This is a genomic window from Streptomyces sp. NPDC001617 (assembly GCF_053596855.1).
The window spans coordinates 1-24,237 of record NZ_JBSFHA010000033.1 but is presented as its reverse complement, the minus strand read 5'-3'; the positions used below and the strand labels follow the sequence as shown (position 1 = coordinate 24,237).

General features: G+C 71.5%; 21 protein-coding genes. 9 read left to right on the top strand and 12 right to left on the bottom strand.

Going from position 1 to position 24,237, the window contains the following annotated elements:
• Positions 1-138: 138 nt before the first annotated feature.
• On the bottom strand, positions 139-1,671 hold the full coding sequence (locus tag ACWC09_RS24530; RefSeq protein WP_450852722.1) for an aldehyde dehydrogenase family protein: 1,533 nt from the start codon (positions 1,669-1,671) through the stop codon (positions 139-141).
• Positions 1,672-1,839: 168 nt separating this feature from the next.
• Between ACWC09_RS24530 and ACWC09_RS24525 the strand changes: the two genes are divergently transcribed.
• Positions 1,840-2,664 carry a hypothetical protein gene (locus tag ACWC09_RS24525; protein ID WP_450852721.1) on the top strand — a complete coding sequence of 275 codons (825 nt, stop codon included), beginning with the start codon at positions 1,840-1,842 and terminating at the stop codon, positions 2,662-2,664.
• Positions 2,665-2,670: 6 nt separating this feature from the next.
• Here ACWC09_RS24525 and ACWC09_RS24520 read toward each other — a convergent pair whose 3' ends face one another.
• The 3 genes from ACWC09_RS24520 to ACWC09_RS24510 form a co-directional block, all read right to left on the bottom strand.
• Complete coding sequence (locus ACWC09_RS24520) at positions 2,671-3,537, bottom strand: hypothetical protein (protein ID WP_450852720.1); 867 nt, start codon at positions 3,535-3,537, stop codon at positions 2,671-2,673.
• Positions 3,538-3,928: 391 nt separating this feature from the next.
• Positions 3,929-4,303 (bottom strand): hypothetical protein, encoded by a 375-nt coding sequence (locus tag ACWC09_RS24515; RefSeq protein ID WP_450852719.1) that lies wholly within the window; start codon positions 4,301-4,303, stop codon positions 3,929-3,931.
• Positions 4,293-6,059, bottom strand: coding sequence for a hypothetical protein (locus ACWC09_RS24510; protein ID WP_450852718.1), 1,767 nt, complete (start codon positions 6,057-6,059; stop codon positions 4,293-4,295). Before ACWC09_RS24510 ends, ACWC09_RS24515 begins: the two co-directional genes overlap by 11 nt.
• 153 nt (positions 6,060-6,212) lie before the next feature.
• Between ACWC09_RS24510 and ACWC09_RS24505 the strand changes: the two genes are divergently transcribed.
• Together ACWC09_RS24505 and ACWC09_RS24500 are read left to right on the top strand one after the other, a co-directional pair.
• Positions 6,213-7,139 carry a GNAT family N-acetyltransferase gene (locus ACWC09_RS24505; protein WP_450852717.1) on the top strand — a complete coding sequence of 309 codons (927 nt, stop codon included), beginning with the start codon at positions 6,213-6,215 and terminating at the stop codon, positions 7,137-7,139.
• 215 nt (positions 7,140-7,354) lie between these two features.
• Positions 7,355-8,044 carry a siderophore-interacting protein gene (locus ACWC09_RS24500; protein ID WP_450852716.1) on the top strand — a complete coding sequence of 230 codons (690 nt, stop codon included), beginning with the start codon at positions 7,355-7,357 and terminating at the stop codon, positions 8,042-8,044.
• A 12-nt stretch (positions 8,045-8,056) separates the two neighbouring features.
• Here ACWC09_RS24500 and ACWC09_RS24495 read toward each other — a convergent pair whose 3' ends face one another.
• The 6 genes from ACWC09_RS24495 to ACWC09_RS24470 form a co-directional block, all read right to left on the bottom strand.
• Complete coding sequence (locus tag ACWC09_RS24495; protein WP_450852715.1) at positions 8,057-9,193, bottom strand: hypothetical protein; 1,137 nt, start codon at positions 9,191-9,193, stop codon at positions 8,057-8,059.
• A 94-nt stretch (positions 9,194-9,287) separates the two neighbouring features.
• The gene (locus ACWC09_RS24490) at positions 9,288-10,277 is read right to left on the bottom strand and encodes a malate dehydrogenase (protein WP_450852714.1); all 990 of its coding nucleotides are present in this window, start codon (positions 10,275-10,277) and stop codon (positions 9,288-9,290) included.
• A 303-nt stretch (positions 10,278-10,580) separates the two neighbouring features.
• Positions 10,581-11,831 (bottom strand): DUF2690 domain-containing protein, encoded by a 1,251-nt coding sequence (locus ACWC09_RS24485; protein WP_450852713.1) that lies wholly within the window; start codon positions 11,829-11,831, stop codon positions 10,581-10,583.
• A gap of 315 nt (positions 11,832-12,146) precedes the next feature.
• A complete protein-coding gene (locus ACWC09_RS24480; RefSeq protein ID WP_450852712.1) occupies positions 12,147-12,614 on the bottom strand; it encodes a helix-turn-helix domain-containing protein in 468 nt (155 codons plus the stop codon).
• A 208-nt stretch (positions 12,615-12,822) separates the two neighbouring features.
• Positions 12,823-13,278 carry a DUF3017 domain-containing protein gene (locus ACWC09_RS24475; RefSeq protein WP_450852784.1) on the bottom strand — a complete coding sequence of 152 codons (456 nt, stop codon included), beginning with the start codon at positions 13,276-13,278 and terminating at the stop codon, positions 12,823-12,825.
• 718 nt (positions 13,279-13,996) lie between these two features.
• On the bottom strand, positions 13,997-14,851 hold the full coding sequence (locus tag ACWC09_RS24470; RefSeq protein WP_450852711.1) for a bifunctional methylenetetrahydrofolate dehydrogenase/methenyltetrahydrofolate cyclohydrolase: 855 nt from the start codon (positions 14,849-14,851) through the stop codon (positions 13,997-13,999).
• A 258-nt stretch (positions 14,852-15,109) separates the two neighbouring features.
• On the opposite strand from ACWC09_RS24470, the gene ACWC09_RS24465 reads away from it, so the two are divergent.
• The 5 genes from ACWC09_RS24465 to ACWC09_RS24445 all read left to right on the top strand — a co-directional run bounded on the left by ACWC09_RS24465 (position 15,110) and on the right by ACWC09_RS24445 (position 20,647).
• Positions 15,110-15,847 carry an RDD family protein gene (locus ACWC09_RS24465; protein WP_450852710.1) on the top strand — a complete coding sequence of 246 codons (738 nt, stop codon included), beginning with the start codon at positions 15,110-15,112 and terminating at the stop codon, positions 15,845-15,847.
• 132 nt (positions 15,848-15,979) lie between these two features.
• Positions 15,980-16,708, top strand: coding sequence for an FHA domain-containing protein (locus tag ACWC09_RS24460; RefSeq protein ID WP_450852709.1), 729 nt, complete (start codon positions 15,980-15,982; stop codon positions 16,706-16,708).
• The gene (locus ACWC09_RS24455; RefSeq protein WP_450852708.1) at positions 16,705-18,249 is read left to right on the top strand and encodes a protein kinase domain-containing protein; all 1,545 of its coding nucleotides are present in this window, start codon (positions 16,705-16,707) and stop codon (positions 18,247-18,249) included. The genes ACWC09_RS24460 and ACWC09_RS24455 overlap by 4 nt, the downstream gene beginning before the upstream one ends.
• Positions 18,250-18,341: 92 nt before the next feature.
• Positions 18,342-18,752, top strand: coding sequence for a hypothetical protein (locus tag ACWC09_RS24450; protein WP_450852707.1), 411 nt, complete (start codon positions 18,342-18,344; stop codon positions 18,750-18,752).
• A 170-nt stretch (positions 18,753-18,922) separates the two neighbouring features.
• The gene (locus ACWC09_RS24445) at positions 18,923-20,647 is read left to right on the top strand and encodes a protein kinase domain-containing protein (protein ID WP_450852706.1); all 1,725 of its coding nucleotides are present in this window, start codon (positions 18,923-18,925) and stop codon (positions 20,645-20,647) included.
• Positions 20,648-20,671: 24 nt separating this feature from the next.
• Here ACWC09_RS24445 and purH read toward each other — a convergent pair whose 3' ends face one another.
• Both purH and purN read right to left on the bottom strand, forming a co-directional pair.
• A complete protein-coding gene (gene purH / locus ACWC09_RS24440; RefSeq protein ID WP_450852705.1) occupies positions 20,672-22,255 on the bottom strand; it encodes a bifunctional phosphoribosylaminoimidazolecarboxamide formyltransferase/IMP cyclohydrolase in 1,584 nt (527 codons plus the stop codon).
• The gene (gene purN, locus ACWC09_RS24435) at positions 22,252-22,881 is read right to left on the bottom strand and encodes a phosphoribosylglycinamide formyltransferase (protein ID WP_450852704.1); all 630 of its coding nucleotides are present in this window, start codon (positions 22,879-22,881) and stop codon (positions 22,252-22,254) included. Before purN ends, purH begins: the two co-directional genes overlap by 4 nt.
• A gap of 336 nt (positions 22,882-23,217) precedes the next feature.
• Here purN and ACWC09_RS24430 point away from each other — a divergent pair, with 336 nt between their 5' ends.
• Positions 23,218-24,027 (top strand): hypothetical protein, encoded by an 810-nt coding sequence (locus ACWC09_RS24430; protein ID WP_450852703.1) that lies wholly within the window; start codon positions 23,218-23,220, stop codon positions 24,025-24,027.
• Positions 24,028-24,237 lie beyond the last annotated feature (210 nt).

Genomic DNA, 24,237 nt, shown 5'->3' with positions numbered 1-24,237 from the left:
GAGTAACTCCGGTTGGGGTGTGGTCTTTCGGGTGCGGGTCCGTTGTGGCTGGTCGCGCCCACGCGGCGGAGCCGCATGTCGGCGCAGGCCCGCGCCCCCAGGTCAGCTGGGATCGCCGGGATCAGCGAGTCACCGGCGTCAACCCGCGAACCAGCGCACCGGCTTCGGCGCCAGGTTCTGGTACACGTGCTTGGTCTCGCGGTACTCGGCGAGTCCGGCGGGGCCGAGCTCGCGGCCCACTCCGCTCTTGCCGAAGCCGCCCCACTCCGCCTGGGGGAGGTAGGGGTGGAAGTCGTTGATCCAGACGGTGCCGTGGCGCAGCCGGCCGGCGACCCGGCGGGCGCGTCCGGCGTCGGCGGTCCAGACGGCGCCGGCGAGGCCGTACTCGGTGTCGTTGGCCAGCGCCACGGCCTCGTCCTCGGTGCGGAAGGTCTCGACGGTGAGGACCGGCCCGAAGACCTCCTCCCGTACGACCCGCATCTCGCGGTGGCACTGGTCGAGGACGGTCGGCTCGTAGAAGTAGCCGCCGGCGGGGCGTTCCGGCGCCGGCTCGGGGCGCTTGCCACCGGTCCGCAGCACCGCGCCGTCCGCGAGGGCCGAGGCGACGTGGTTCTCGACCTTGGCGCGCTGCTGCTCGGAGACGAGCGGGCCGCACTCGACGCCGTCCTCGGTGCCGCGGCCGAGGCGGATCCTGCCTGCCCGGCGGGCGAGTTCGGCGACGAAGCGCTCGCGCAGCGACTCCTCGACGATGAGCCGGGCGCCGGCCGAGCAGACCTGGCCGCTGTGGATGAAGGCCGCGTTGAGGGCCTGGTCGACGGCGGTGTCGAAGCCCTCGTCCGTGGCGCAGGAGTCGGCGAAGACGACATTGGGGTTCTTGCCGCCGAGTTCGAGGGCGACCTTCTTGACGGTGGGGGCGGCGGACTGGGCGACCTTGATGCCGCTGACCAGGCCGCCGGTGAAGGAGACCAGGTCCACGTCCGGGTGCTCGGCGAGCCGGGCGCCGACCGAGTGGCCGGGGCCGGTGACGACGCCGGCGACACCTGCGGGGAGGCCGGCCTCGGTGAGCAGGTCGATGAGGGCGACGGTGGTGAGCGGGGTGATCTCGCTGGGCTTGACCACGAAGGTGTCGCCGGCCGCGAGGGCGGGGGCGATCTTCCAACTGGCCTGGAGGAGGGGGTAGTTCCAGGGAGTGATGAGTGCGCACACACCCACCGGCTCATGTACGACGACGCTGTGGATGTCGGTCGAGCCCGCGTCGACGACCCGCCCCGGCGCCTCCCCCGCCACCAGGTCGGCGAAATAGCGGAAGGCGTCGGCGACACAGTCGATGTCGATCCGGCCCTCCTCCACGGTCTTGCCGGCGTCGCGGCTCTCCAGCCGGCCGAGGCGTTCGCGGTCGCGTACGAGGAGATCGGCGACGCGGCGCAGTACGGCGGCGCGCTCGGCGACGGGGGTGCGTGGCCAGTCACCGTGGTCGAAGGCGTGGCGGGCGGCGGCGACCGCCAGGTCCGTGTCCTTCTCGTCACCCTCCGCGACCAGAGCGAAGGCCTGGCCGTCGGCGGGGTCGAGGATCTCGCGCGTGGCTCCGGAGAGGGCCTCTCGCCACTCTCCGGACACGTGGATGGTCGCCTGCGCGTCGAGCCCCAGGGCGGCTTCTGCTCTGTCCGACATGATCCGTGTTGCCTTCCGTTCCTGTTTCACACCTCTGAGTGACACGGGTGTCACCCACGAGGACCGTGAGCGCATGCCCCCCGGCCCCTGATTGCATGCGCAATCCGAGGTGGAAAGTGCGCTGTGTCACTGAACATGCGGGCAAATGGTGCGAAATCTACGCTGGGGGTGACGCGGAGCACGGAGACGCGGATCGTGGAGGTGACCGCCATGGCCGACCGAGCGGTGTGTCCGAGGGGACTTGTCTGCGCGGTCGCGTGCGTGGGCCTGACCCTGTCGCCCGTTCTCGTTCCCGCGCTCGCCGTGGCGGACGACGGTGGCGGTCCCTCCGCGCAGCAACTGGCACAGGAGGCGAAGAAGAACCTCCTCGACGCCAGGTCCGTCCGGCTGAAGCTGACGGACCGCGGTGCCGCCACGACCGCGAGCAGGACGCAGCCGGTCTTCATGGACCTGGCCCTGGACCGGGACGGGAACTGCGCGGGGACCATGCGGATGGCCGCGAAGGGCGGCTCGGTCGAGCTGATCAAGCGCGGCGAGCAGGTGTGGATGAAGCCGGACACCGCGTTCTGGAAGGCGCAGGTGCCCGGGAGTCAGGGCGCTGCGGTGGCCGAGCTGTTCAAGAACCGCTATATCCACGGCTCGACGAAGGACGCGCTGCTCAAGGGTCTGGCCGACACCTGTGACCTCGGCGCCTTCCAGAAGCAGGTCGACACCGGGTCGTCGGCCCACGAGAACGCGCTGAAGAAGGGCGCGGAGACGACGGTCGACGGCACGAAGGTCGTTCCGCTGAAGGGCACGCAGGACGGCAGGCAGTCGATCCTGTTCGTCACTTCGAAGGCGCCGCACCGGCTGGTCCGGGCGACACAGAAGGGCGGCGGCACCGACATGACGCTGGCCTTCGCGGACTACGGAAAGCCGGTACCGTCCAAGACGCCGTCGGCGAGCGAGTCGGTGGACATCGGGAAGCTGCAGCAGGAGCTGCAGAACACCTGAGCCGCCTCAGTCGATGCCCGCGTCGGCGTCGCAGGTGGTGTTCGGCGGGCAGAACCAGTCCAACGCCGTGGTGAGGTAACCGAGTTCGTCCTCGCTGCCGTCGGATTCGGGGCCGTAGGAGGCGATGGCGTAGATCTTGCCGTCCGCGGCGACGAAGCGCTCGTCGTAGACGTGCCAGGTGCCGACGTCGGGCTCGCCGCTGATGGTGTCCACCAGGTACTCCAGCCGGGAGCCGGTGAACCGGCCGTCGTCCAGGTTCTGCAGGTCGAGCTTCTGGAAGCCGGCGGGCTTGGGGGTCTCGTCGGAGAGGTAGAGCTCGAAGGAGGCGTCGGGGGAGTCCTCCTGCACTTGGTAGATCTGCAGCCGATGCTCGCGGTCGGCACTCCGGTAGTTGACGATGTCCATCCCGTACGACGACGACCGGGTGGAGCGCGTCCAGCCCACGGGTACCGCTATCCGGAACCCTTCCTTGTCGTTGCGCAGCTCGTATCCGTCGGGCGGCGTGGAGGCGCTGGGCGAGGGTACGGACGTGTCTTCGACGTGGGGCGACGAGGTGTCGCTCGGCCGCGGGGCCGAGGCACTGGCGGAGGACCCCGCGGCAACGGGTCGCTTGCCGTCGTCTCCGCTCTTCCCGACCACCAATGTCAGCACGAGACTCACGGCCACCCCGACCACGGCCGCCCCGACGACCACGGACCAGACGAGCCGACGGTTGGGCCCGGCGGGGGGCGCGGGGGTGGAGGTGAGATCGACAGGCGGCCAGGACGCACCGCTGGACCACTCGGGGGTGGGCCAGGTGGTGGGGGGTGCGGGGGTGGAGGGGGGCCAGGTCGGTGCGCCGGGGTCCTCGGGCGCAGGGGTGGGGGACGGCACACTTCCACCACCAGCACCGCCGTCCACCACGGTGCCCCCGGCCCCCGGCCCATGCCAGGCACTCTCGGAACCGGCCCCCGGCCAGTCACCCACAGCAGGCGGGGTTGCCGGGAGGGTGGGCGGCGGGGGGACGGAACCGGCGGACGGAGGGGAGGCGGGACCGGTGTCCGGGAGCGCGGCAGCACCGGCGCCCGAGGCAGGGACCGTACTGGAGCCCGGTGCGGCCCCGTCCACCACGCCAGAACCCGACGCCGTCCCGCCCTCCCCCTCGGCATCGAGAGGCCCCGCCTCCGGCAACGTCGGCTGAACCGCCGGGCGGCTCTCCGTGCCGTCCTCCCAGCGCTGGGTGTCCTCGTTCCAGTACCTCTGTCCCCCGCTCATCGCGCCCCTCTCACATCCCCAACAACCCGGCCAACGCACCCGCCGAAGCCAGAAACGTCACCAGCGCCTGCGAGTCCGACAGCAGCTCCCGCAGACGTTCCCGGCGCGTCGGTCCCGCCTGGCCCGTGGTGGTGATCTCCTCCTCCGTCTGGGCCAGCGCCTCGTCCAGGGCGGCCGTCTGGTCGCTGGCGCGCACCCGTTGGTCCAGGTCGGCCCGCAACTCCCGTACCGCCGACAGCAGTTGCTCCATGGCCTCGTCCAGCGGCGGGGGCGTGCCCTCGCCCTGGTGGACGTGATGGCTCTCGGCATGGGCCTGGCTGCCGAAGGCGACCGTGCTGTTGCCCGAGATGTTGCCGATGTTGACCCTCGGTTCCTCACTGGCCATTGCTGTCGGCTCCCTTCTGCGGCGCCGCGCCGCCCGAGACATGGGTGGAGGAGGCGGACGCGGCGTTGCCGAACGCGACGGTGGCGTTGCCGTCGATCCGGTTGATGTTCACGTCGCCGTTGCTGATGTTCACGACCTTCTGCACGAACTCACCGGTCTCGTAGCCGCATTCGGCGAGCGCGGCCCGTACGCCGTTCGCCACCCGGTCCTGCACGCTCCTCAAGTAGCGCACCACGTCCATCTCCTGGAACTGCGAGCCCCTCGGCATCGAGCCCAACTCCCGCACGGACAAGGACGGTCCGTCCGGCAGCGCGCCCGCGTACCCGCCGGTCAGCAGCCGCCAGACGTACACGACACCCCGGCCCAGCTGGGCCAGCGACCGGCCCGCCGACCCCGGCACCAGCACCAGCGCCCCCGCCGCCTTGCCGAGCGCGTTGTTGTGCCGGAACCGGTGCGCCGTACGGTCGGCGTCCTTGAAGTCCGCCCGCACCGGCGTCAGCACATGCGGCGCGATCTCCAGCATCAGCATCCGGCCCTGCGTGTGGATGCGCACGAAGACCGTGACGACGAGCTCCTCCTCCCAGCCGCCGACCCGGATGCGCAGGAAGTGCCGACGCTTCTCGGCCCCCTCCTCCACCGCCCGGGAGCGATGGTCCTCGAAGGCCTGCGGGGTGTAGGGCGCCTGGTCCCGGGTGAGCAGCCCCTCGGCCGGCAGGAACACGCACTCGTCGATCTCCAGCCAGCGCAGCCGGTCGCGCACGCCCGGGCCCGCGTACTCGGCGGGCACCCGGAGCTGTTCCAGCAGCGGGCGGATCTTCTCCAGCACCGTGCGGTTGCTGATCGGCCGCTGCTTCGCCGGCTCGTCCGGCCTCAGCTCCACCGCCAGCACCCAGGTGTTGTACGCCGCCCCGGCCCCGCAGAACGGGTCCGCCTCGTTGTACATGATCAGCGGCGCGTGCTGCTCCAGCCGGATGCGCTGCTTGAGCCGCTGGAAGCGTGCGTTCTCGGCCTGCTCCGCCGGGTCGCTCGCGGCGTCCGGGAACCGTTGCGGGGAGAGCTCGGCGGCCAGCGCCCGGCTGAACTGGTTGCGCTGGGCGTACACGCACCAGCCGAGCAGCGCGAGGACGCCGAGCGTGAGCCAGGCCTGCCATGGCCTGATCACGTCGGCGATGCTGCTGGGCGAGAACACATCGGTGAAGCTCGGCGAGTCCGAGTGGCCGTAGTCGGAGCCGTACGAACCGTACGAACCGTAGGAGGTGCCGTCGTCCGAGCCGCCGCCGAACGCGGCGAGGACGACGAGCACCAGCACCAGCGCGAAGAACACCCGGCCCCACCAGCGAACGAAGAACGCGGCGATACGGCGGTACAGCGGCGGCTGTTCCCCGCGCCCCCTGATCCACGGCGCGAGAGCGAGAAGCACACTCGGCCACAGGAAGAAGAGCAGCAGGCCTGCGCTCAGGGCCGTGCCGACGACCCACAGGCCGATGATCGCCCCGGCCCAGAGCAGTTCCAGGCGTCGGGCGCGCAGGGCGTGGGCCAGGACGCGGGCGGCGTCGAAGCCGAGCGAGGGCGCCACGATCCGCTGCTCGTTGAGGTGCAGCTCCTCGATGACGCGCTCGCGGTAACCGGAATCCAGGTAGGTGCCCGCGCACAGCAGCCGGCTCGCCTCGCTGGCGTGCGGTGGAGTGGGCGGGGCCGGCGGGGCCCCTGCGGGCGTCGTCGGCTGTGGTTGCTGTGGCACGTATGCGGTGCTCACGCGAATCCCCCGATGCGTGTGAAAAGCGTTGTCAGACATCCAGTTGACAAACCATCAGCATAGAGGGGCCGGTGAGTTGGCGAAAGCGAAAGCGGAATGCCGAGTGATGGACCAGCGGTGGACCCGTACGGAACCTTTGACTAAAGTCAAAGAATGACGCACGCAGAGCGGACGGGGACGGACCCGGTGTCGGCGGAGCACGTCGCCGCCCTCCGCCGCTTCAACCGCTACTTCACGCGCCGTATCGGCGCTCTGGACGACCACTACCTCGGCCAGGACCGCCCCCTCGGCGAAGCCCGGCTGCTGTTCGAGATCGCCGAGAGCCCGGGCGGGGTCTCGCTGCGGGAGCTCAGGAGCCGGCTCGGTCTGGACGCGGGGTATCTGAGCCGGATGGCCAAGGCGCTGCAGGCCCAGGGCATGGTCCGACTCAGCGTCCACCCGGACGACAGCCGGCTGCGCATGATCGAGCCCACGGCCGCGGGCCGCGTCGAGGTCAAGGAGCAGAACCGCCGGGCCAACGCCCTCGCGGCCGGCCTCCTGGACACCCTCACCCGGGACCAGCGTGGCCGGCTCATCGACGCGATGGCCACCTCCCAGCGTCTGCTCCGCCTCGCCGCCATCACCGTCACCCTGGTCGACGGCGCCTCCCCGGACGCCCGCGCCTGCCTGGACGCCTACGCCACCGACATCGACGCCCGCTTCCCCGAGGGCTTCGACCCGTCCGACCTGGTCGGCCCGGAGGAGGTGTCCGGACGGGCGGGCGCGTTCTTCGTCGCCTACGAGGAGGGCCACGCCGTCGGCTGCGGAGCACTGCGCACACTGGCGCCGGCCGTGGGCGAGATCAAGCACGTCTGGGTACACCCGGAGGCCCGCCGCCTGGGCCTGGCCCGCCGCATCCTCACGGCCCTGGAGACCGAGGCCGTAGAACGCGGCCTCGCGGTCGTACGCCTGGACACCCACGCCACCCTCACCGCGGCCCAGGCGATGTACCGAGCCTCCGGCTACAAGGAAATCCCGCCGTACGTGGACCACATATACGCCAGCCACTGGTTCGAGAAGAGCTTGCCTGCAACGCCCTGAAGGGGCGCGGGGCTGTACACGACCCGCAACGGCGGGAGTTGAAGCGGCACATCAGACGTCACCAGCCCCAGCGCGGCCGATGCGTCCAGGACGCCGACCTGCAGGTCAGCCGTCCCCTCGCGCACTATCGCAAGCTCCCAGGAACACGTACTATCGCGTTCATCCCGCCCCTGAGGCTCAACTTCCCTCCCCTACCGTCAAGTTGAGGAGCCCCCGTGCCCGCCCTCCTGAACCCGGTCCTCGACCTGCTGATGCTCCAGGGCACGCTCACCGAGGCCGAACCGATCACCGCCCGGATGCGCCGCCTGCGCGTCGAGGGCGACCAGCTCGCCGGACTCTCCGTCCGGCCCGGACAGCAGGTGCGGGTCCTGGTCGGCGGCGGGCTGACCCGTCGCACGTACTCCGTCTGGCGCTACGACCCCTCCGGCGCCGTCGAGTTGTGCGTGCTGGACCACGCCGGGGCGGGACCGGGGGCCCGCTGGGGGCGCGAGGTCGGGGTGGGCGAGCGGGTCCGACTGGGCAGGCCGGAGGGGTCGTTCACGCTCCGCCCCGAGGCGTCCCACCACGTCTTCGTGGGCGAGGAGACGGCATCGGTCGCCTTCGGGGCGATGCTGGCGGCGCTGCCTCAGGGGGCGGGGATCTCCGGCTGCGTGGAGACGGAGACGGCGGCGGACCGACTGCCGCTGCCCCACACCGATCACCTCAACTGGGCGACCAGGGGCGGAGGTTCACTCCCCGACGCCGTACGGAAGCTGGCTCCCGCCCCCGGTGGGATCGCCTACGTCGCCGGAGAGGCCCGTACCGTACAGCGGGTACGGCAGGTGCTGGTCGGCGAGTTCGGCTGGGACCGTCGGTCGGTGCTGACGAAACCCTTCTGGGCGCCCGGCAAGAAGGGGCTCGAATAGCCCGGACAGACCTCATGTGCACTCGGTGCCCGTCGGGCAGAAGTACCGCACCGCCATCCGCAGCGGCGCCCGCACCTGCTCGGGGTCGAGGCTCGCGGGTCCGCTGGAGCGGATCGCGTAGAGCGTGCCGTCGGCGGCCTCGAAGCGGTGGTCGATGACCTGCCGGGTGCCCTTCTTCATGTCGTCGTAGCGGTACGACAGCTCGGCCCAGGTGTCGCCGTGGTCCCGCTCGACGACCTGGAAGCCGGGCTGCTGGGCGAAGCCGTAGCCGGGGTCGGTCTCGGCGAGGGTCAGGGAGTCGTACGGCGTGGACTCGGTGACCTCGAAGATCTGCAGCTGGCGGCCGTCCGAGGGGGCGTCGTAGTAGACGACCGGCGCGAGCTTGCCCTGCTCCTCGCGGCGGGACCAGCCCTGCGGGACGTCGATCGAGTAGCCGATGGGGTCCGCGGTGCGGCGGTAGCCGGCCGAGGGGGAGTTGAGGAGCGAGGCCGACGGGGTCGCGGTGGCCGTGTCCGACGGGGTGCTCGACGCGGGCGAACTCGGCGCCGTCGAAGCGGAGACGGCGACACTGCCGGCACTGGTCACGGGACCGGCTCCGGTTCCCGCGCCGTGGTCCCGGACGAGGTACCAGGTCCCGGCACCGGCGCCCACACCGACCACGACGGTGAGCGCGGCCGCGGCGAGCAGCCGGCCGACTCGGCGCCGTGGGGCCGGCGGCGCGTAGGCCGGGGTGGTGTACGGCGGTGTGGCGTGCGGGGTGTACGCGGGGCCGGGCGGGAACGGGTAACCGGAGGGCACGGGACCCGGCGCGGGAGCGTGTCCCGAACCCGGCGGGGGCGGCACCCACGCCGGGGGCAGCGTGCCGCCGGTCTGCGTCGGCGCCGAGGCCCAGGGCGGGGGTGTGCTTCCGCCGGCCGGAGCGGATGGCGTACCGCCGCCGACGTCGGCCGGCGGCCACACCCCCGGCCCGCCTCCACCCGTCTGCGTCTGAGCCGACGCCCACGGCGGTGTCGTACCGCCGCCTCCGTCGGACCACGCGGCCCGGCCTCTCTCCTCGCTCGGTTCGCGGTCCGGGTCGGAGCCCGGAGCCGCGTCGTACTCGTCCCATCCGCTCATCGCGAACCCCCCGAAATCACCCCTGGTGGGCATCGCTTCCGACGGTAGCGGCGAAAACGGGCGCGGGCCCCGTTCCGGCGGAAACCGGAACAGGGCCCGTGCAGGCTCGTGACGAAACCTGGAAGCGTCAGATGAGGCCCAGGGAACGGACCGCCTCGCGCTCCTCCTCCAGCTCCTTCACCGACGCGTCGATGCGGGCGCGGGAGAACTCGTTGATGTCCAGGCCCTGGACGATCTCGTAGACGCCGTCCTTGGTGGTGACCGGGAAGGAGGAGATCAGGCCCTCCGGGACGCCGTAGGAACCGTCCGACGGGATGCCCATGGAGGTCCAGTCGCCGTCCGCCGTGCCGTTGACCCACGTGTACACGTGGTCGATGGCGGCGTTCGCGGCGGAGGCGGCGGAGGACGCGCCACGGGCCTCGATGATCGCGGCGCCGCGCTTGGCGACGGTCGGGATGAAGTCCTCGGCCAGCCACTTCTCGTCGTTCACGGTCTCGGCGGCGTTCTTGCCGGCGACCGTGGCGTGGAAGATGTCGGGGTACTGGGTGGCGGAGTGGTTGCCCCAGATGGTCAGGCGCTTGATGTCGGCGACCGTGGTGCCCGTCTTCTTCGCGAGCTGGGTCAGCGCGCGGTTGTGGTCCAGGCGGGTCATCGCGGTGAAGCGCTCGGCCGGTACGTCCGGCGCGGCGGCCTGCGCGATGAGCGCGTTGGTGTTGGCCGGGTTGCCGACGACGAGGACCTTGATGTCGTCCGCGGCGTTGTCGTTGATGGCCTTGCCCTGGGGCTTGAAGATGCCGCCGTTGGCGGAGAGCAGGTCGCCGCGCTCCATGCCCTTGGTGCGGGGGCGGGCGCCCACGAGGAGGGCGACGTTGGTGCCGTCGAAGGCGACGTTCGGGTCGTCCGTGATGTCGATGCCCTGCAGGAGCGGGAAGGCGCAGTCGTCGAGCTCCATCGCCGTGCCCTCGGCGGCCTTGAGCGCCGGGGTGATCTCCAGGAGGCGCAGCTTGACCGGCACGTCCGCGCCGAGCAGCTGGCCGGAGGCGATGCGGAAGAGGAGGGCGTAACCGATCTGGCCGGCCGCGCCGGTGACGGTGACGTTCACGGGAGTGCGGGTCATGGCGTTCTCCGTAGGACAGCTGGCGGTGGTGTCGTCCGGGTGGGACGTACAAATGATCGATCTCTTGGTATCAAGAGAGATCCACCGGTCAGGCTATCGCGCATCCGGGATCTCGGACCGCCGGGTCCGTGTGGCCCACCCCACAGAATGAAGCGGTGCGGAAGAAATGCGGGGCGGCAGGATTAGCCGCCCCCATCTCGGGCACGCGAACCGTACCCCCACGGGAGTCCGGCACAGTCGGTACCCCCCATGGCGGCCGCCTCGTTCCACCTCTCCCGGACGGGCGGCCGCCCCCTTCTCCCCTTACTGGGTGCAGCCCTTCACACCGGTCGCCAGCGTCGCGCAGGCCTTCGCCTCGCCCGCGTCCTTGACGGCGACCATCGGCGTGTAGGCGATGGTGTCGCCGGCCTGGGTGATGCTGTCGTTCTCCTTGGCCTTGCCGGCGGTGACCTGTACGGCGTCACCCTGAGCCGCCGCGGTGACACGGCCCCACGCGGCACCGCAGATCTTGCTGTAGCGGACCTCGACGGTGACCGTGCCGACGACGGCGGTCTTGGCGGTGGTCACGGACGCGGTGTCCTTGGTGCAGCCCATGGCCTCCGCGTCCTTGCCGGTGCAGGTGGCGCCCGTGCACTTCACACCGGCAGGGAGGGCGACGGAGCTGACCGAGGGCGAGGGTGAGGCCTTCGCGTCCGCGTTCTTCTTGCCGCCGTTGTCGGTCAGGAAGAACACGGCCGCTATGACGACGAGTACGCCGACGACGCCCGCGAGGAACATGGTCAGCCGCCGCCTGCCGTTGCCGGCCTTGTCCGGCGGCCGGGGACCCTGCGGGGGTTCGCCGTACGGGCTCGGCGTCTGCGGGGTCCAGCCGGGACCCTCGGACGCGGGCCCCGACGGCTGCGCTCCTCCTGGTGCCGGAGTCCCGACCACGGGCGGACGCCCGTCGCGCGAAGGCCCCTGATAGCCGACCAGCCCCCAGGAGTTGGCGCCGGACGAGCTCCCCGAGGAACCGGAGCCCTTCGGCGGACTCTCCGGCTCCCGGGTGCCCGGCGACTGCAGTACGTCCGGCGCTTCTCTGCCGCCCGACGAGGTCGGCTGGGCCGGCACCGTCGGCGCCACTCCCGCAGGTCCCGCGATCCCCGGCGTCACCGTCGCGCTGCCGGACTTGCGGGCCGTCTTGGCCGCCTTGGCGTTGGCACCGGCGGGGGCCGCCCCGAACTCCCCGAGCGCGGCCCGCGCCTGGGAGATCCGGATGGCCTCCATGGTCATGTCGTGGCGCATCTCCGAACGGCTCCAGGCCCGTTCGGCCAGCTCCCACATGGTCGTCAGATGGATCGGGCTGGTTCCCGTGACCTCGGCCAGCGCGACGATCGCACCCTTGGGCGCGAGCAGCCGGCCGTTCAGATACCGCTCCCAGGACGTCTTGCTGTAGCCCGTGCGGTCGGCCACCGACGCGATGCTCAGACCGCTGCGGTCCACGAGCCGCCGCAGCTGGCTCGCGAACTCCCTGATCTGCGGATCGAGTTCGTCCGGCAAGGCCCTCCAACGAGGCATTGCTTCCCCCTCTTCCCCCCGGTTGGTGCTGTTTGCTCTCCCGTGCGCAGAGCGTGGAGCCCCGAGCCGAGCCCCTTCTGGCTACCCACTGGGATGCGCCCATTCAGGATCTCAGTTCCCGGGGTGGGGGCGCACGGGTGCATCCAGTGTCCCACCGAGAGCCCCCTCCCCACCGCCCCGGTCGGACCCGCTCACGCTAACCCCGAGATCGAACAACCCCGTGTCAAGTTCGCTAACTTGTCGATACATCACCACGGGAGACACACATGGACAACCCCACCCGTCACGGACGTATCCACCCCACCCAAGGGCACCTCACCCGAGCACGACGGCGGCGACGACCGTGATCAGGAGCATCAGCAGGAGCAGCAGTACGGCATAGAGCAGCAGCCGTCCGCCCGGCCGGCGGTCGTCGCTCTTCTCTTCCGGGGTGTCCCACCAGGGCAGGGTCGGATCGTCCTCGTACTCCCCCTCCCCGCCCTCCCCGCTCCCCGCCGGTCTGGCCGGGCGGGGCCAGGCCTGGACGGCCAGCTCCCAGCGCACCGCGAAGCGTTCGGCCTCCGGGCCGTCGACTCCGGCGATGCGGCACAGGGCGGCGACGGCCTGCCGGGGCGGGGGCTGGGTGGCGTTGAGATAGCGGTGCCAGGAGGACTTGCTGTACGCGGTGCGGGCGCCGAGCGCGACGAGGCTGAGCCCCGTCCGGTCCTTGAGGAGCCGCAGCTGCTCCACGAAGTGCCGCACCTCCGACGGCAGATCGTCCGGCAGCGGCTGCCAGCCGCCCATCGCACACCTCCAGCGTTCGCCCGGTCCGATCTGGTGACGATGCCGACCGGCCGATGGTTCCCGCGTTGCGGAACGGTCACCTCCGTGCCACAGCGCTCTGACAGCCGTTGAACAGCCACTTCACCGTGCAGGAAGGTTGTTGCGGCGACGGTCCGTCCTTGCTCGGGGGAGAGGACGGACCGTCGTCGCGCGAGGTTCCGTACGGGCGCTAACTACTGCTCACCGTGAAGTGCAGCGTGTCCTTCAGGAACGGGATCTGCAGCCAGGGATGGGGCTGCACCATCATCGCCAGCAGCACAATCGCCAGACCGAGTCCGCCGTACGTGACGATGTCCGTGAACCGGGAGCGTACGGCGAGCATGCCGACGTCCGGCAGCACCCAGCGCATGACCGCACCGGCCACCAGGGCGACCCCGATCAGCAGGGTGCCGATCCGGAAGGCGTCCAGCGCGGTCAGCAGCAGGCCGAGCGCGACCAGGGCGAGCACGGCGAGGATCGGCCACTGCCGGGCGGGCGCCGGCGCGTCCCCGGGCGCGGCCCGGCCGCCGCCCTCCGGACGCGCGGTGTCCCGCGTGAACAACGGAAACCGCCGAGTCGCCCGCCGCGGCACCCCCCGCGCATCCGGCACACTGATCGCATCCCGCACCGTCTGCTCGGCCTGCACCTCGGGGTCGAGCACGTCACGCCCCGGGTCCGCCACCTCACGCTGAACACCATCCACGCCACGCTCGGCGACCTGCGCCTCACGTCGGACGCCATTGACGTCGTGCCCGGGGTCCGCCACCTCACGCTGGACGCCGTTCACATCGCGCCCAGGGGCCTGCGCCTCGCGCTCGGGATGCTCCTTGTCGCGCCGGACGCCGTTCACCTCACGGCCGGAGACCTGCGCCTCACGCTGAACGCCGTGCACCTCACGCTCCGCTCCCTTCCCCGCACGCCCGGCTTCGGCCTGGTGCTCGCGGTTCTGCGGGTCGCGCCCGGCGGCCTCGGCCTCGGAGCCCTGCGCCCGACGGCCGACGGTCCTCGCGTCCCGTCCGGCGGCCTCGGCCTCACGCCCGGAACCCGGCGCCGCCCCACTCCCCGCGACCTCGGCCCGGCACCCGGCATTCTGCGCCCCGCGCCCGGCGGCCTCGGCCTCGGAGCCCTGCGCCCGACGGCCGACGGTCTTCGCGTCCCGTCCGGCGGCCTCGGCCTCACGCCCGGAACCCGGCGCCGCCCCACTCCCCGCAGCCTCGGCCCGGCGCCCGGGATTCTGCGCCCCGCGCCCCGCGGCCTCGGCCTGGTGCTCGGGGCTCTGTGGGTCGCGCCCGGCTGTCCCAGCCGCGTGCCCGGCCTCGGCCCCCCTCTGGGAGCCCTGTGCCGTCCGCTCGGAATCCCTCGCCTCAGCCGACACTGCGCTCCGCCGCCTCGACCACGTTGACGAGCAGCTGGGCGCGGGTCATCGGGCCGACGCCGCCCGGGTTCGGGGAGATCCAGCCGGCCACCTCGGCGACGCCGGGGTGGACGTCGCCCACGATCTTGCCCTCGGCGCTGCGGGAGACACCGACGTCGAGGACGGCGGCGCCGGGCTTGACGTCCTCGGGCCGGATCAGGTGGGCGGAGCCGGCGGCGGCGACGATGATGTCCGCCTTCTTCAGGTGGGACGACAGGTCGCGGGTGCCCGTGTGGCACTGGGTCACCGTCGCGTTCTCGCTGCGGCGCGTCAGCAGCAGGGGCATCGGGCGGCCGATCGTCACCCCGCGGCCGACGACCACGACCTCCGCACCCTTGATCTCGACGCCGTAGCGGCGGAGGAGGGTGAGGACGCCGTTCGGGGTGCAGGGCAGCGGGGCCGGCTCGTTCAGGACCAGGCGCCCGAGGTTCATCGGGTGGAGCCCGTCCGCGTCCTTGTCCGGGTCCATCAGCTCCAGGATGCGGTTCTCGTCGATGCCCTTGGGAAGAGGCAGTTGGACGATGTAGCCCGTGCACGCCGGGTCCTCGTTGAGCTCCCGTACGACCGCCTCGATCTCCTCCTGCGTCGCCGTGTCCGGCAGTTCGCGCTGGATGGAGGCGATGCCGACCTCCGCGCAGTCGCGGTGCTTGCCGGCGACGTACTTCTGGCTGCCGGGGTCGTCCCCGACCAGGATCGTGCCGAGGCCGGGCGTGACGCCCTTCTCCTTCAGCGCCGCCACGCGGGCGGTCAGATCGGACTTGATCGCGGCTGCGGTGGCCTTGCCATCGAGAATCTGGGCGGTCATGACCCCATCCTCGCGGATGACCACCCCCCGGTTCCAATCCGGGTACCGCGCGCCGTACCACCCGTCGCACACGTCCATGATCAGCCACATTGCACTTGCACAACACATGCGAATTGCCACTGGACAAGCCGCTTAGGGGTGAAGAACGATGAACGGCGCAGTATCGCGGTTCGTGTTCGGGGGGCAAACCGCTCACATCGTGTGATTCCTCCGCGCAATCCGCTTCGTCCCCGCATGTGCAACGGAGGAATACCGGCCATGAGTTTCGGCTCGCCCAACAATCCCTACGGCCAGCAGCCGCCGCAGAATCCTCAGCAGGGCTACGGCTACCCGCAGCAGCCCGCCGGTCAGCCGGGACAGCCGGGTTACGGCTACCCGCAGCAGCCCCCGCAGGGCGTCCCGCCGCAGCAGGGATACGGCTATCCCCAGCAGCCGGGCTACCCGCAGCAGCCCGGTTACCCCCAGCAGCCCGGCTACGCGCAGGGCGGCGGCTACCCCGGCGGCCCGGTGCCGAACATCGCCTCGATGGGCCGCCGCTTCGGCGCCCGCGTGATCGACGGGCTGATACTCAGCGCGGTCTACTTCGTCCTCACCTTCGCCGGCATCGCGGGTGCCGCCAACTCGATCAACGACTGCGACCCGAACTCCGCCGACTACACCACCTGCGTCAACAACGCGGGCTCGGACTTCGCGGCCAAGTTCGGCGCGGTGTTCGGCGCCCTGGCGCTGCTCAGCCTCCTCTACGAGTGGCTGATGGTCGGTCTGGTCGGCGCGACCCTGGGCAAGATGGCCGTCGGCATCCGCGTGGTGAAGGCGGACACCGGCCAGAAGCCCGGCCTGGGCTCGGCGTTCATCCGCTGGATCATCGTCCAGGTCGGCGCCCTGTTCTGCGGCATCGGCGCGCTCCTGGTCTACCTGTCCCCCTTCTGGGACAAGTCGGGCCGCCAGCAGGGCTGGCACGACAAGGCCGCGAGCACGATGGTCATCTCGAACTGACCGGCCTGCACCCACTGAAAAGTTCGCGCCAATAAATGCCAAGGGCCGTGTCTCACCCGTCCGAGGGGGACACGGCCCTGGTGCGTCGCCCTAGTCTGACGTGGGTAGCTGTCAGGCACGGGGAGACGCACCTTGTACAGCATCATCGTGGTACCTCCGCCGAGCCCGGAGGACGAGCGGGACCGCACCCGGTTCCGCCTCGCCCCCGGCGAACGCCTCACCTTCGGACGCTCCGCGCCCACCGTCGACCTGGCGATCGCGCACGAGGGCGTGTCCCGCAGAGCCGGTGAGATCACGGCGCAGGGCGCGTTCTGGATACTCAGCAACCTCAGCCGGGAGCAGACGTACGTCGTCGAGAACCCGGAGGGCGCCGGCGAGCACATCAAGGTCGGACCGGGCCGCCTGGACGCCCCGGTCCCCTTCGAGTTCTCCAGGATCGTGCTGCCGGCGGCGGGAGACCTGCTCCCCATCGAGGTCTGGGCCCCCCGCCACGACTACCTGAGCGCCGAGTCCGGCCTCACCGGTGGCACCACGGCCCCCGCCTTCTCGGTCGACCGCACCAAGCGCTACTTCGCTGTCCTTGCGGCCCTGTGCGAACCGCGCCTGCGCGGCGAACCGCATGCCCCGCTGCCCACCGTCGACCAGGTCGTGGCACGTCTGCGCCCCAACTGGCCCGCCGCCTCGCGCACTTCGGTGCAGTGGAACATCGACTACCTCGCCGTCAAGCTGCGTCTGAAGCCCGGCCCGGAGGAGGCCGACCCGGGCCCGCGCCTCAACGGCAAGAAGGAGTCCCTGGTGTCGCTGGCCCTGCGCTTCGACCTCGTACGCGAGGACGACCTGGTCGTCCTCAGGGCCCCGTGACCGAGCCGTACGCCGTCCAGGTGCCCAAGGGCTACCGGGTCGGCGTCTGGGAGGTGCGGGAACCGATCGCCACGGGCGCGTTCGGAAGCGTCTACGAGGGCCGCCGCACCGCCGACGTCCCGGGCGAGGACCTCCCGCCCACCGCCGCCCTGAAGTTCCTGCCGACCGGCACGGGCACCCCGCGCCAGCTGACCCATCTGCGTGAACTCATCGACCGCGAGATCGAGTTGCACCGCCGGCTGAAGCGGCCCCGCCTGATCCGCATGTACGAGACCCTGACGGTCGACGACCCGGCCCACCCGCCCCTGGACGGCGCCACGGTCCTCGTACTGGAGAAGGCGGAACGCTCCCTGTACGCGCTGCTGTCCGCGACCCCCCGCCCACCCGCCGGTCCCACCCTCCTCGCCCAGATCTGCGAGGGCCTGGCCCAGCTGCATCACGCGGGCTGGGTGCACGGCGACCTCAAACCGGCCAACGTCCTGCTGATGAAGGACGGTTCGGCACGCCTGGCCGACTTCAACATGGCGGCGGAACTGGAAGGCACCCACGCGTACACGCCGGCGTTCTCGACGCCCGACTACACCCCACCGGAGTTGTTGTGGTCGGAGATCGGTGAACGGGGCCGCCGCATCCGCCCGTCGGCGGACGTCTGGGCCTTCGGCGTCCTCGCACACCTGATCCTGACCGACTCCTTCCCCCTCCCCGGCGGCACCCCGACGGCCCGCCGCGACGCGGCCGCCGCCTACGCCCGCGGCACCGACGAACTGCGCCTGTCCCCCGAACTCCCGGACGCCTGGCGGGAGATCGTCCGCGACTGTCTGTCCCGTACGCACGCCGACCGCATCGCCACGGACGCGCTGCTGCGGCGCGTGGAGCAGGCGGCGGGCACGGGCCGCTCGCCCCGACCGCCGCGCCGGCGCCGGGCGGTGGTGGCGGTGGGCGCGGCGCTGGCGACAGCGGCGATGGCGACTGCGGGCTACGCCATCAGCCACTGGGCGGGGCCCGATGGCAACGATGCCAAGAACGCCCCGACCCCGTCCGCGACCTACGGCGCCGCCGAACTCCGCACGGACAGAGGCATCCCCACCCGGTACCGCCGCCTGATCGTCGACTCGGCCCACGCATGCTCCAAGCCCGAGGTCACCCCCGCCCTCATCGCGGCGATGCTGAAGTCGGAGAGCGACTTCGACCCGAATCTCTCGGACCCGTCCGTCCCCGGCGGCGGCGAGTACGGCATCGCCCGCTGGACCCCGGGCGTCCTGCGCTGGTGGATCCGCGCCGACGGCGCCCCGGCCTCCGCGACCCCCACCCCACCGCTCACCCCCGGCCAGTCCATCCCGGCGATGGGCCGCTACCTCTGTTTCATCGACCAGGGCCTGAAGACCTCCCTGAAGGGCGACCGCCGCGTGCTGATCGCCGCGTCGTACCGGACGTCGTACAAGAAGGTGAACGCCACGGGCGGCGTTCCCCCGAAGAACCGCGCCTACGCCGCCCGTGTCGCCCACTACCTCAAGGAGTACGCGCCTCCGGGCAGGAAGTGACCCTCAGAGTTCCGAGGTACCCCCCGCGCTCGGCCCGGGGCACGGTGTTCGTGTCCACCAACGGGGGTGGCACAACCGGAGGGACACCGACCATGAAGCGCATCCTGGCCACGTTCGGCGCGGCAGCGGTACTGGCGGCGGGAGCCGTCACCCTGACACCCGCGAGCGCGTCCGCCGCGTCCGGCTGCTGGGGGAACGCCGGCACGAAGACCGACCCGGACGGTCGCACCTACACCGCCCACTACTGCCACGCCTACCAGAGCGGCGACATCATCTGGTACCGCAACAAGATCGGCGAGCTGTACGCCGGCGACAACTGGTTCGTCTGCCAGACGAAGGACCCGAGCTACCCCAACCCGCCCGTGGGCAGCGCCCGCAACGACTGGTGGCTCTACACCCAGGGCGACACCGGCAGCGAGCACCACGCCTGGGGCTGGTTCCCGGCGACGAAGATCTCGGGCGGCGGCAACTACGAGCCCATCCCGGGCCTCCCCACCTGCTGACGCCCACACCACCGCGGTCTCCGGTCCCCTCGGGGGAGGGCCGGAGACCGCGGCCCTGTACGCCGGAGGCGCCGGCGGTACTTCCCGGAGTACGGCCGGTGCGGGTGTGACCCCTGCTAACCTCGCGCCTGGAAACGGCACTTGAGGTACCGCGCGACTCGGGGGAAGGCATGGCGGACCAGCGACCAGGACCGCCGGAGCCTCCGGCGTCCGGCGAAGTCGCGCTGCGGCAGACCGGAGCGACTGCGCTCAGGTCCACCGATCCGACGCTCATCGGCCCCTACCTACCGCTCGGGCTGCTCGGCAGCGGCGGCATGGGCAAGGTGTATCTCGCCCGCCTGGCCGACGGGCAACCCGGGCTCGCCGCGGTGAAGGTCATCAGGCCCGAGTACGCCGAGGACGCCGACTTCCGGCGGCGCTTCGACCGGGAGGCCACCGTGCACGCCCGGATCGGGGCGCCGTACACACCGGAGTTGTGGGGCACCGGCTTCGAGCCCGAGGCCGACCTGCTGTGGATGGCCACGGAGTACCTGCCCGGCCTCAACCTGTCGGACGCCGTCAAGGAGTGCGGCGTACTGGAGCCGGCCGGGGCATGGCGGCTGGTGGACGGCCTCGGGCGGGCGCTGACCGCGCTCGCCGACTCCGGGATCGTGCACCGGGACTTCAAGCCGTCGAACGTCATCCTGACCGCACAGGGCGTGCACGTCATCGACTTCGGTATCGCGCAGGCGGCCGACGCGAGCGCGCTCACCAGCACCGGGCACCGGGTCGGCACTCCCGCCTTCATGTCGCCGGAGTACCTCAGGGAGGGCCGCTGCGACACCGCCTCGGACGTGTTCTCGTTCGCCAGCACCCTGGCCCACGCGATCACGGGCCACGCGCCCTTCGGCGACGGCACCGGCATGGACGTACTGCACCGCGTCGCGTCCGAGGAGCCCAGCGCCGAGATCATCGGCGAGGTGGAGGCGGCCGACCCGGCACTCGCCGCGCTCCTGAGGAGCTGCCTCGCCAAGGATCCCGCCGCGCGGCCGACTCCGCAGGACCTGGTCGACAGGGCGGCGGCACATCCCCCTGCGACGGCATGGCAGGAGCCGCTGAACTCCCAGCTCCTGTCCCGGCGCCACGCGCACGACGCCCTGCTCCGCGTCTGCGCACAGCAGCCGACGGCGCCCGCACCCGTTGCGCCCACTCCCACGGTGCGGGTGACGTTCCCCTCTCCCGCCCCCGGCTTCGGCCCGCCGATACCGGTTCCGGCGCAGCCACCGGCTCCCGAACCGGCCGGGAACGGCAGGAAGTTGTACGTCGCCCTGGTCGCGGGGCTCGCCGTGGCCGTCGTGGCGCTGACCGCTTTCCTGCTCACCCGCCCGGACTCCACGGCGTCCACCGCCGGATCCGCTTCCCCCACGGCGACGGTCGCGAGCGGCGCGGACGGCTCCGGCGATGCGCCGTCGCCCACCACCTCGGCATCCAACTCACCGTCGCCCAAGGGCGGGACGACGGCCATGGTCGGCACGGCGACCGGCGACGACCAGGGCGTCGGCGGCACGCACACCACGCGCCCCGCCACCACGCCCACGACCAAGGCACCGGGCCAGAGCACTCCGAGCCCCACCCCGACGAAGACGACGCCCACACCGGCCCAACCGCCGTGGCTCACCCAGTGCACGTACTACTCGGGCACCGAACTCACCCAGCTCGGTGACAAGAACCAACGCGTCGTCCAGGTGCAGTGCATGCTCACCAAGCGCGGCTACAGCGTCGGCAGTTCGGGCGTGGACGGCCAGTTCGGCAAGGACACCGACGCGGCGGTGCGGACGTTCCAGAGCGACAAGGGGCTGGAGGTCGACGGCCAGGTGGGCCCCAACACCTGGGCGGCGCTGCGCAGTTCCACGTAGCGCCGCCTCTCGGGTGTGCGGGGGTCAGTGGAAGAAGTGCCGCGTCCCCGTGAAGTACATCGTCACGCCCGCCTTCTTCGCGGCCTCGACAACGAGCTCGTCGCGGACCGAGCCGCCCGGCTGGACCACGGCCTTGACGCCGGCCTCGGTGAGGATCTCCAGGCCGTCGGGGAAGGGGAAGAACGCGTCCGAGGCGGCGTAGGAGCCGCGGGCCCGCTCCTCGCCGGCCCGCTCGACCGCCAGCTTCGCGGAGTCGACGCGGTTGACCTGGCCCATGCCGACGCCGACCGAGGCGCCGTCCTTGGCGAGGAGGATGGCGTTGGACTTCACGGCGCGGCAGGCCTTCCAGGCGAAGGCCAGCTCGGCGAGTTCGGCGGGCGACAGCGCCTCGCCGGTCGCCAGGGTCCAGTTGGCGGGGTCGTCGCCGTCCGCCTGGAGGCGGTCCGTCACCTGGAGGAGGGCGCCGCCGTCGATGGGCTTGACCTCGGCCGGGTGGGAGGGCGCGGCCGGGGCCTTGAGCACCCGGATGTTCTTCTTCTTGGTGAGGGCCTCGAGGGCGCCGTCCTCGTAGTCCGGCGCGACGATGACCTCGGTGAAGATCTCGGCGACCTGCTCCGCCAGCTCCTTCGACACCGGACGGTTGACGGCGATCACACCACCGAACGCCGACAGCGGGTCACACGCGTGTGCCTTGCGGTGCGCCTCCGCCACGTCCGAACCGACCGCGATACCGCACGGGTTGGCGTGCTTGATGATCGCCACGGCCGGCTCGTCGTGATCGTAGGCGGCACGGCGGGCGGTGTCCGTGTCCGTGTAGTTGTTGTACGACATCTCCTTGCCGTGCAGCTGCTCGGCCTCCGCGAGACCGACACCGGTGCCGTCGACGTAGAGCGCGGCGGGCTGGTGCGGGTTCTCGCCGTAGCGGAGGGTGCTCTTGCGCTGCAGGGCGGCAGCGACGAAGTCGGGGAACTGGGAGTCGTCGACGGGCGCGTAGGCGCTCGCGAACCAGCTCGCGACCGCGATGTCGTACTCGGCGGTGTGCCGGAAAGCCTCCGCCGCGAGCCGCTTGCGGGCGGCGAGGTCGAAGCCGCCGTCCTTGACGGCCGTCAGGACGTCCGCGTACCGGGCCGGGCTGGTGACCACCGAGACCGACGGGTGGTTCTTGGCGGCGGCGCGCACCATCGACGGACCGCCGATGTCGATCTGCTCCACGCACTCGTCCGGGGTCGCGCCGGAGGCGACGGTCTCGCGGAAGGGATACAGGTTGACGACGACCAGGTCGAACGGCTCCACGCCCAGCTCGGCGAGCTGCTCGCGGTGGCTCTCCAGCCGCAGGTCGGCGAGGATGCCCGCGTGCACCTTGGGGTGCAGGGTCTTGACGCGGCCGTCCAGGCACTCGGGGAAGCCGGTGAGCTCCTCGACCTTGGTGACGGGGACGCCGGACGCGGCGATCCTCGCGGCCGTGGAGCCGGTGGAGACGAGCTCGACGCCGGCCTCGTGCAGCCCGCGCGCGAGCTCCTCCAGACCCGTCTTGTCGTAGACACTGACGAGCGCACGACGGATGGCCCGCTTGCCGCTCTCGGCCGTGACAGTGCTGTCGGCGGTCACTGGATAACTACCTTTCGTCCCTCAATGCGATGGCCGTTGCGGGCGATCCGCCCCACGACCTCGACGAGCAGCCTTCGCTCGACTTCCTTGATGCGCTCGTGCAGAGCGCTCTCGTCGTCCTCGTCCCGGACCTCCACCACGCCCTGAGCGATGATCGGTCCGGTGTCGACGCCGTCGTCGACGAAGTGGACGGTGCAGCCGGTGACCTTGGCGCCGTACGCGAGCGCGTCGCGCACACCGTGGGCTCCCGGAAAACTGGGCAGGAGTGCGGGGTGGGTGTTCACGAACCGTCCGCCGAAGCGCGCGAGGAACTCCTTCCCCACGATCTTCATGAACCCGGCGGAGACGACGAGGTCGGGCTCGTGGGCCGACACGGCCTCGGCGAGGGCCGCGTCCCACTCCTCACGCGTCTCGTAGTCCTTGACCTTGCGGACGAAGGTCGGCAGCCCGGCACGCTCCGCGCGTGCGAGCCCTTCGATGCCCTCCCGGTCCGCGCCGACGGCCACGATCTCGGCACCGTAGGCCTCTACTCCGGTGCTCGCGATCTCGTCGAGAAGCGCCTGCAGATTGGTGCCGGATCCGGAGACCAGCACGACGAGGCGCTTGACCACGGGCTTGGCGGCCACGGTGGGGCCCTTTCTCGGGGGAGCGTTCTTCGAGCGGACGGCCCGTACACCTGTTCTTGTACATTCGTACGAATGCATTGCGCCCCGGGATACGGGGAAGTCTACGAAGCGGCCGACCGTCAGCAACGATACCGGCACACGGGGCGGCCCCCTCGGGACGGGGGCGTGGCCGGAAGGTAGCGTCTGGGAGGGGCTGGTTCGGGAACGTGCTTGTCGTGCGGTGCGTTCACGGGGTGACAGCTCATGCAGAACCAGCCGTATCCACCGAGTTCGCCAAGTTCACGAAGTTGCCGAAGTTCACGAAGCCACGTTCACCAAGGGGAAGACGCTCTCTTGATGTCGGACCGCAGTCTGCGACTCCTTACGCTCCCCCCGCTCCCGGCCCAGGGAGAGGAGCGCGGCGCCGCGCTGCTGCGTGAGCGCCCGGCCTCACCGCCCGACGCGCCTTCGGACCAGAAGAACGCGGACCAGAAGAACGAGGGTGCCCGGGACGGCTCCGCACACTCCCCCCAGGACGACAACCCGTTCGCCCCGCCGCCGGAGGGCACGCCCGACCGCCCCTGGCAGCCGCGCCGCCCGGCGAAGGGCGAGGACGGCTCGGACGGCGACGACAGCTCCCCGTGGGGCAACCAGTGGAGCGACCGCCAGCCCGGCCGTTCCCCCGGCGGCTTCGGCGAGCGCCCCGGCGGCCCGCCGCCCGGCCCCGAGGGCCCGAGCGGCCCGCCCTCCGGTTCCGGAATGCGCTGGGACCCCACCGACCCCGTCCAGCGGCGCGCCCGCTACTCCCTGCTCTGCGGCATGTGGGCCTTCTTCTTCGCCCTGTTCAGCTGGCCGTACGTGGCGCTGCTGCTGGGCGCCCTGGCGGTCTACTGGGGCGTGAGCGCCCTGCGCGCCAAGCCCCGCACCCCCGACGCCACCTCCGCCCCCGCCCATGACCAGCCCTCCCGTCCCCAGACAACAGCGGCGGTGAGCGGCCTGGTCACGGCCTCCCTCGCCATCGCCCTGGTCGCCACGACCTTCGCGGCCCAGCTGGTCTACAGCGACTACTACACCTGCACGAACGACGCCCTCACCAACGAGGCGAAGCAGTCCTGCACGACACTTCTGCCGAAGGAGCTGCGGGGGTTGCTGGGGCAGAACCCCTGACGGAGGCTGCCTTCCAGCCCGTCCGGCGTCCGAGACAGAACAGCCGACGGGACGTCTTCCGGCCCGTCCGGCGTTCGAGACAGAACGGCCGACGGGACCTCTTCCAGCCCGTCCGGCGTTTGAGGACGAGGCCGTTCAGGCCGAAGCGGGGGTCTGGGGGCGGCAGCCCCCATAATCTGAGTAAGGAATATCACACGTAATTACTACATT